Genomic DNA, 7,548 nt, shown 5'->3' with positions numbered 1-7,548 from the left:
CGAGTCCGCGTGGCTTATATTGTTGGTGCCCGCCCCCCCGCCCATTGGTTTTTGGGGGGCACGGGGGCGGGGGGGGGGGCCGCGGCGCCCCGTCGGCCGGCCCCCCGCGTCCTCATGTCATGAACGACCCCCCAACAGGCCCGCCGCACGCGCCCAGCGGTACTTCGCGCCGAGGACGGCCACCGGCATCTCGGTGGTGTACGGGTAGGCCACGACCCCTCGCTCGTAGAGGTACCGGCACGCCTCCTCGACCTCGACGTCGCCCGCGAGCGACGCCACCACGGGCTTCTCGATGCCGCGTTCGCGGAATTCGGCCACCACGCGCGCGGTGAGCTCGGCGAAGACCATGGGAGGGGTCACGATCGTGTGCCAGTAGCCGAGGACGAGCGCGTGGACGCGCGGGTCCTCCAGACCGAGCCGGATCGTCGCCTCGTACGTCGACGGCGGCTCGCCGCCCGTGATGTCCACCGGGTTGCCCGCGGCCCCGAACGGCGGGATGAACTCCCGGAAGGAGGCGTCGAGGTCCGGCGGGATCTCCATCAGGGACAGCCCGTTGTCGGTGACCGCGTCGGACAGCAGCACGCCGCTGCCGCCCGCGCCGGTGATGATCACGACGTTGTCGCCCCGGGGAGCGGGCAGCACCGGCAGGGCGCGCGCGTACTCCAGCATGTCGTTCAGACCGGGAGCCCTGATGACCCCGGCCTGCCTGAGGATGTCGTCGTACACGGCGTCGTCGCCCGCGAGGGCTCCGGTGTGCGAGTTCGCGGCCCGGGCGCCGGCGGCGGTCCGCCCCGCCTTCAGGACGACGACGGGCTTCTTCGGGACGGTGGCCCCGGCCGCCTCCACGAAGGCGCGGCCGTCCTTGAGGTCCTCCAGGTGCATCGCCACGCACCGGGTGTGCGGGTCCTCGCCGAACCAGGTGAGCAGGTCGTCCTCGTCCAGGTCCGCCTTGTTGCCGAGCCCGACGATCGCCGAGACACCCGTTCTCGTGGTGCGGGCGAACCCCAGTACGGCCATGCCGATTCCACCGGACTGCGAGGAGAGCGCGACACCGCCCTTCACGTCGTAGGGCGTGCAGAACGTGGCGCACACGTCCTGCCAGGTCGAGTAGTAGCCGTAGATGTTCGGACCGAGCAGCCGGATGCCGTACCGCTCGCCGATGGCCGTGATCTCGTCCTGGAGCGCCTGTTCGCCGGTCTCCGCGAAACCGGAGGGGATCAGGACCGCGTTGGGGATGTTCTTGCGTCCGGCCTCCTCCAGGACGCGTGGCACCGCCCGGGCGGGGACGGCGAAGACCGCGACGTCCACCTCGCCGGGGATGTCCGTGACACTGGCGTAGGCCTTGCGGCCCTGGATGTCGTCGGCCTTGGGGTTCACCGGGTGGATCTCGCCCGCGAAGCCTCCGTCGACGAGGTTGCGCAGCACGGCGTGGCCGATCTTGCCCGGGGCGTTGGAGGCGCCGATCACGGCGATCGACCTCGGCCGCATCAGCCGGTCCATGGAGGCGAGGATCTCCTCACGGGTGTACCGGCGCCGCCCGGCCGGGGCGCTCGCGCCGAGGATCACGCGGATGTCCGCCGCGATCGCGCCGCGCGGGGTCGCGATCACCGGGTTGAGGTCCACCTCTGCGATCTCGGGGAAGTCCGTGACGAGTTCGGAGACCCGGCGGATCTGCTCGGCGAGGGCCGCCCGGTCCACCGCGGGCCCGCCGCGCACCCCGCGCAGGATCTGCGCCGCGCGGATCGAGTCGAGCATCGACAGCGCCTCACCGGCGTCCACGGGGGCGAGCCGGAAGGTGACGTCCTTGAGCACCTCGACGAGCACACCGCCGAGTCCGAAGGCGACGATCTTGCCGAAGGTCGGGTCGGTCACCGCGCCGACGATGACCTCCTGCCCGGGCGGGATCAGCTCCTGCACCTGGACGCCGTCGACGCGGGCGCGGGCGTCGTACGCACGGGCGTTGCCGATGATCGTCCGGAAGGCGGCCCGTACGTCCGCCTCCCCCTCGACACCGACCAGCACCCCGCCCGCGTCGGTCTTGTGCAGGATGTCGGGGGAGACGATCTTCATCACGACGGGGCCGCCGAACCCTTCCGCGTGGGCCACCGCCTCGTCCTCGTCGCGGGCGGTCTCCTCGCCGGGCACGGCGATCCCGTAGGCGTCGGCGATCCGCTTGCCCTCGGGCGCCGTCAGCGCGGTGCGGCCCTCGCGCCGTACGCCGTCGAGGAGCGCCCGCACCCGCGCCACCCGGTCCTGAGCGGTCACCTCAGATCACCCCGCCCGTCTTGAGAAGCCGCAATTCCTCGTCGCCGAGGCCGAGTTCGCCGATGTATATCTCCTCGTTGTGCTCGCCGAGCAGCGGGGAGGCGGTGATGTCGACGGGGGAGTCGGAGAGTTTGAGCGGGCTGCCGACGGTGACGTACGAGCCGCGCTCGGGGTGCGCGACCTCGACGACCATGTCGTTGGCGGCGAGCGAGGCGTCCTCGATGATCTCCTTGGTGGACAGGATCGGTCCGCACGGGATGCTCTCGGCGTTGAGTTTCTCCAGCACCTGCCATTTGGGCAATGTCGTGGTCCATTCCTCGATGAGCTGGAACATCTTGGCGAGCCGGGGCAGCCGGGCCCGCGGGGTGGCCCAGCCGGGGTCGTCGGCCAGTTCGGGGCGGCCGATCAGCCGGGTGATCGGTTTCCAGCCGGTGGGCTGGACGATCACGTAGACGTAGTCGTTGGGGCCGCCGGGCGCGCACTTGACGGCCCAGCCGGGCTGGCCGCCGCCGGAGGCGTTGCCCGAGCGGGGGACCTCGTCGCCGAAGTCGTCGTTGGGATACTCGGCGAGCGGCCCGTGGGCCAGGCGCTGCTGGTCGCGCAGCTTGACCCGGCAGAGGTTGAGGACGGCGTGCTGCATGGCCACGTTGACGCGCTGGCCGCGTCCGGTGCGGGTGCGCTGGAGCAGTGCGGCGAGGACGGCGGCGACGGCGTGGACGCCGGTGCCCGAGTCGCCGATCTGGGCGCCGGTGGCCATCGGCGGGCCGTCCTCGAACCCGGTGGTGGCCATGGAGCCGCCCATGGCCTGCGCGACCACCTCGTACGCCTTGAAGTCGGTGTAGGGGCCGTCCCCGAAGCCCTTGATGGAGGCGTACACGATCCGCGGGTTGATCTCGCGGATACGGTCCCAGGTGAAGCCCATACGGTCGATCGCGCCGGGGCCGAAGTTCTCCACGAGGACGTCGGAGCGGCGGATCAGCTCGGTCAGGAGTTGTTTGCCGCGCTCGGTCTTGGTGTTGAGGGTGATGCTGCGCTTGTTGCTGTTGAGCATGGTGAAGTAGAGCGAGTCGGCGTCCGGGATGTCCCGCAGCTGGGTGCGGGTGATGTCACCGCTCGGCGCCTCGAGTTTGACCACGTCGGCGCCGAGCCATGCCATCAACTGGGTCGCCGAGGGGCCGGACTGAACGTGCGTCATGTCCAGGACCCGGATGCCTTCGAGAGCCTTGGTCGTCACAGGTCACCTCACTTGTTTGTTGCGGTGAGCCGCCCCGGTCGCGGCGGCGGGCGGGCCAGGTTCGTACATTGCATACAGTCGACGAATACTGTATGAAGATGGTTATCCCGCATCCGATGGGTGATGTCCAGGGGTCGCGCACCACTTTCAGGACAGGAGCCGAATCGTGGACCTGTACGAACATCAGGCGCGTCAACTCTTCGCGGAACACGGGCTGTTGGTGCCTCCCGCCGAGGTCGCCGACTCGCCCGGCGGGGCGCGCGACATCGCCCGCCGGCTCGGCGGCCGGGCCGTCGTCAAGGCCCAGGTGAAGACGGGCGGGCGCGGCAGGGCGGGCGGAGTGCGGCTCGCCGAGGACCCGGACGCCGCCGAACGCACGGCGCGCGAGATCCTCGCCATGACCATCAAGGGCCACCCGGTCCGCACGGTCATGCTGGCCCGACCCGTCGACATCGAGGCCGAGTTCTACGTCTCGTACGTCCTCGACCGCGCCGCCGGACGCTTCCTCGCGATCGCCTCCGCCGAGGGCGGCACCGAGATCGAGGAGGTGGCGGCGACCAGGCCGGAGGCGGTGACGCGCGTCCCCGTGGACCCCGCGGAGGGCGTCACCCCGGAGAAGGCCGCCGAGATCGTCAGGGCGGCCGGACTGCCACCGCGCACCGCCGACGTCCTCGTCCGGCTCTGGCAGGTGCTCGTCCGCGAGGACGCCCTCCTCGTCGAGGTGAACCCCCTCGTCCGCACCGCCCAGGGGCAGCTCATGGCCCTGGACGGCAAGGTCACCCTCGACGACAACGCCCGCTACCGTCAGGCGCGTTGGGACGGACAGGAGACCTCGCACGACGACCCGCTGGAATCCGCGGCCGCCGCCAAGGGCCTCAACTACGTGAAGCTGGACGGCGAGGTCGGTGTCATCGGCAACGGCGCCGGCCTCGTCATGTCGACGCTCGACGTGGTCGCCGCAAGCGGCGCCCGCCCCGCCAACTTCCTCGACATCGGCGGCGGGGCCTCCGCGCGGATCATGTCCGACGCACTGTCCGTGGTCCTGTCCGACCCCGGAGTCAGGTCCGTCCTCGTCAACGTCTTCGGCGGCATCACCGCCTGCGACGCCGTCGCCGACGGCATCGTGCGGGCCCTGGACGCCGTACGGCCGACCAGACCGATCGTGGTCCGGCTCGACGGCAACAACGCGGCCCGGGGCCGCGCCGTCCTCGGCGACCGCGCGCACCCCCTGGTGCACCAGGCCGCCACCATGGACGCCGCCGCCCGCCTGGCCGCCCGACTGGCCCACACGAGCTGAAGGAGCGGGACATGGCCGTCTTTCTCACCCAGGAGTCCAGGGTCCTCGTCCAGGGCATGACCGGCGCCGAGGGCATGCGGCACACCCGGCGGATGCTCGCCGCCGGCACCGACGTCGTCGGCGGGGTCAATCCGCGCAAGGCTGGTCTGACCGTGGAGTTCGACCTCCCCGGCCCCGAGGGCGGGGGAGGAGCGCCGAGGACCGTCCCCGTCTTCGGGTCGGTGCGCGAGGGGATCGAGGCGACGGGAGCCGACGTGAGCGTCGTGTTCGTGCCGCCCGCCTTCGCCCGCGCGGCCGTGCTGGAGGCCGCCGACGCCGGGATCGCGCTCGCCGTCGTCATCACCGAGGGCATCCCCGTCCACGACTCGGTCGCCTTCTGCGCGCACGCCGCCGCCCACGGGACCCGCGTCATCGGCCCCAACTGTCCCGGCCTCATTTCCCCCGGACAGGCGAACGCGGGCATCGTCCCCGCCGACATCACCGGCCCGGGGAGCATCGGTCTGGTCTCCAAGTCCGGCACCCTCACCTACCAGCTCATGCACGAACTCAGGGACATCGGCTTCTCGACCTGTGTGGGCATCGGCGGGGACCCCGTCGTCGGGACCTCGCACATCGACTGTCTGGCGGCCTTCGAGAAGGACCCCGACACGGAGCTGATCGTTCTCATCGGGGAGATCGGCGGCGACGCCGAGGAACGGGCGGCCGCGTACATACGCGATCACGTCACCAAGCCCGTCGTCGGCTACATCGCCGGATTCACCGCCCCCGAGGGCCGGACCATGGGGCACGCCGGCGCGATCGTCTCCGGTTCCTCGGGCACCGCCGAGGCCAAGAGGAAGGCCCTGGAGGCGGTCGGGGTCCAGGTCGGCGGAACCCCGACCGAGACGGCCCGGCTGGTCCTCGCGCGGCTGGCGGAGCGAGCGACCCCGAGTGATGTCACCCATAGTTGACCTGAGGTGACTGACGGAAGCCGCCCGCGCGCACCGCCTTCCCCTTACGTACGCGACAACTGTTCGCGAGGGCCCGTACGACCTGCCCGTCCGGCAGGGGCCGGGCCCCCCGCCCCCGACTGTGCACCGAGAGCGGAGACACGCGTGACAACCCCCGGCCCCACCCCGTCCGCCCCGCCGCTCCGCCGCGGCCCCGACGCCCCCGCCCCCCTCGTCCTCAAGTCCGGCACGTCCTGGACCGACGCCTGGCGGCGGTCCCTCGCCGTCGCCCCCGAGGCGTTCCGCGACGACCGGGTGCTCAACCTCTGGAACTCCGGCTGGCAGACCGACGGCCGGGCCCTGCCCGCCACCAGCCCCGTCGACGGCGGACCCGTCGCGGGACCCCCACGCCTGTACGGCGCCGCCGCCCGGGCGGCCGTCCGCGCCTCGCTCGACCAGCACCGCGCCTGGCGGCACGTGCCCCTCGCCGAACGCCGGGCCCGCGTGGCGGCGGCCCTCGACGCCCTCACCGAACACCGTGAACTGCTCGCGCTCCTGCTCGTCTGGGAGATCGGCAAGCCCTGGCGGCTCGCCACGGCCGACGTGGACCGCGCGATCGACGGCGTGCGCTGGTACGTCGACGGCATCGAACCCATGGTGGAGGGCCGGACCCCGCTCGACGGCCCCGTCTCCAACATCGCGAGCTGGAACTACCCGATGAGCGTTCTCGTCCACGCGATGCTGGTGCAGGCACTGGCGGGCAACGCGGTCATCGCCAAGACCCCGACCGACGGCGGCGTCGCGTGTCTCACCCTGGCCTGCGCGCTCGCCGTACGCGAAGGCATTCCCCTCACCCTGGTCAGCGGCAGCGGGAGCGAACTGTCGGAGGCGCTCGTGCGCGCGCCCGAGATCGGCTGCGTCTCCTTCGTCGGCGGCCGGGACACCGGCGCCGCGGTGGCCACCGCCGTCGCCGACCTCGGCAAGCGCCATGTCCTCGAACAGGAGGGGCTCAACACCTGGGGCGTCTGGAACCACAGCGACTGGGACGCGCTGACGGCGGTCGTTCCCAAGCTCTTCGACTACGGCAAGCAGCGCTGCACCGCGTACCCGCGCTTCGTCGTCCAGCGCGCGCTGTTCGACGACTTCCTCGCCGCGTACCTGCCGGCCGTCCGCACCCTGCGCACCGGTCACCCGCTGGCCGTCGAGCGGCCCGGCGACCCGTATCCGTCGCTGGACTTCGGCCCGGTCATCAACGCGGCCAAGGCCAAGGAGCTGAACGACCAGGTCGCCGAGGCCATCGACCGGGGCGCGGTCCCGCTGTACCGCGGCAAGCCGTCCGACGCCCGCTTCCTGCCCGGCCAGGACACGGCGGCGTACGTCCAGCCCGTGACGCTCCTCAGCCCGCCCCCCTCCTCACCGCTGCACCACGCGGAACCCTTCGGCCCGGTCGACACGATCGTCCTGGTCGACACCGAGGCCGAACTGCTCGCCGCGATGAACGCCTCGAACGGGGCGCTGGTCGCCACCCTGTCCACGGACGACGAGGCGACGTACACCCGGCTGGCCCCCCAGATCCGCGCGTTCAAGGTCGGCCACGGCAGGCCCCGCTCCCGCGGCGACCGCGACGAACTCTTCGGCGGCTTCGGCGCGTCGTGGCGCGGCGCGTTCGTTGGCGGGGAACTCCTGGTGCGAGCGGTGACCCAGGGCCCGGCGGGGGAGCGGTTGCCGGGGAACTTCCCGGAGTACCACTTGATGCCGTGAGCCACTTGATGACCTGAGCCGGTTGATGCCGTGAGCCGGCCCGGCCGGTGGCGCGGTGCCCC

General features: G+C 72.0%; 5 protein-coding genes. 3 read left to right on the top strand and 2 right to left on the bottom strand.

Going from position 1 to position 7,548, the window contains the following annotated elements; genetic code table 11:
* Window positions 1-117 precede the first annotated feature (117 nt).
* Entirely contained in the window at window positions 118-2,265 is a 2,148-nt protein-coding gene (locus ACFXGX_RS01995; RefSeq protein ID WP_384783652.1) for an acetate--CoA ligase family protein, read from the bottom strand.
* Between the two features lies 1 nt (window position 2,266).
* The gene (gene frc, locus ACFXGX_RS01990) at window positions 2,267-3,499 is read right to left on the bottom strand and encodes a formyl-CoA transferase (RefSeq protein ID WP_384783650.1); all 1,233 of its coding nucleotides are present in this window, start codon (window positions 3,497-3,499) and stop codon (window positions 2,267-2,269) included.
* 166 nt (window positions 3,500-3,665) lie between these two features.
* Here frc and sucC point away from each other — a divergent pair, with 166 nt between their 5' ends.
* The 3 genes from sucC (at window position 3,666) to ACFXGX_RS01975 (ending at window position 7,486) form a co-directional block, all read left to right on the top strand.
* Window positions 3,666-4,796, top strand: a complete 1,131-nt coding sequence (gene sucC / locus ACFXGX_RS01985) for an ADP-forming succinate--CoA ligase subunit beta (RefSeq protein WP_384783648.1) — start codon at window positions 3,666-3,668, stop codon at window positions 4,794-4,796.
* 11 nt (window positions 4,797-4,807) lie between these two features.
* A complete protein-coding gene (gene sucD / locus ACFXGX_RS01980) occupies window positions 4,808-5,746 on the top strand; it encodes a succinate--CoA ligase subunit alpha (protein ID WP_384783646.1) in 939 nt (312 codons plus the stop codon).
* A gap of 144 nt (window positions 5,747-5,890) precedes the next feature.
* Entirely contained in the window at window positions 5,891-7,486 is a 1,596-nt protein-coding gene (locus ACFXGX_RS01975; protein WP_384783644.1) for an aldehyde dehydrogenase family protein, read from the top strand.
* The last annotated feature ends 62 nt before the right edge of the window (window positions 7,487-7,548 follow it).

The organism is Streptomyces sp. NPDC059371 (assembly GCF_042751995.1).
Classification (GTDB): domain Bacteria; phylum Actinomycetota; class Actinomycetes; order Streptomycetales; family Streptomycetaceae; genus Streptomyces.
Note: the sequence above shows the minus strand (reverse complement) of the source record. Positions and strands in the feature narration are given on the sequence as shown.

Excerpts from the sequence above, each read along its gene's own strand:
- sucD (WP_384783646.1), top strand. The coding sequence starts at position 4,808 with ATGGCCGTCTTTCTCACCCAGGAGTCCAGGGTCCTCGTCCAGGGCATG.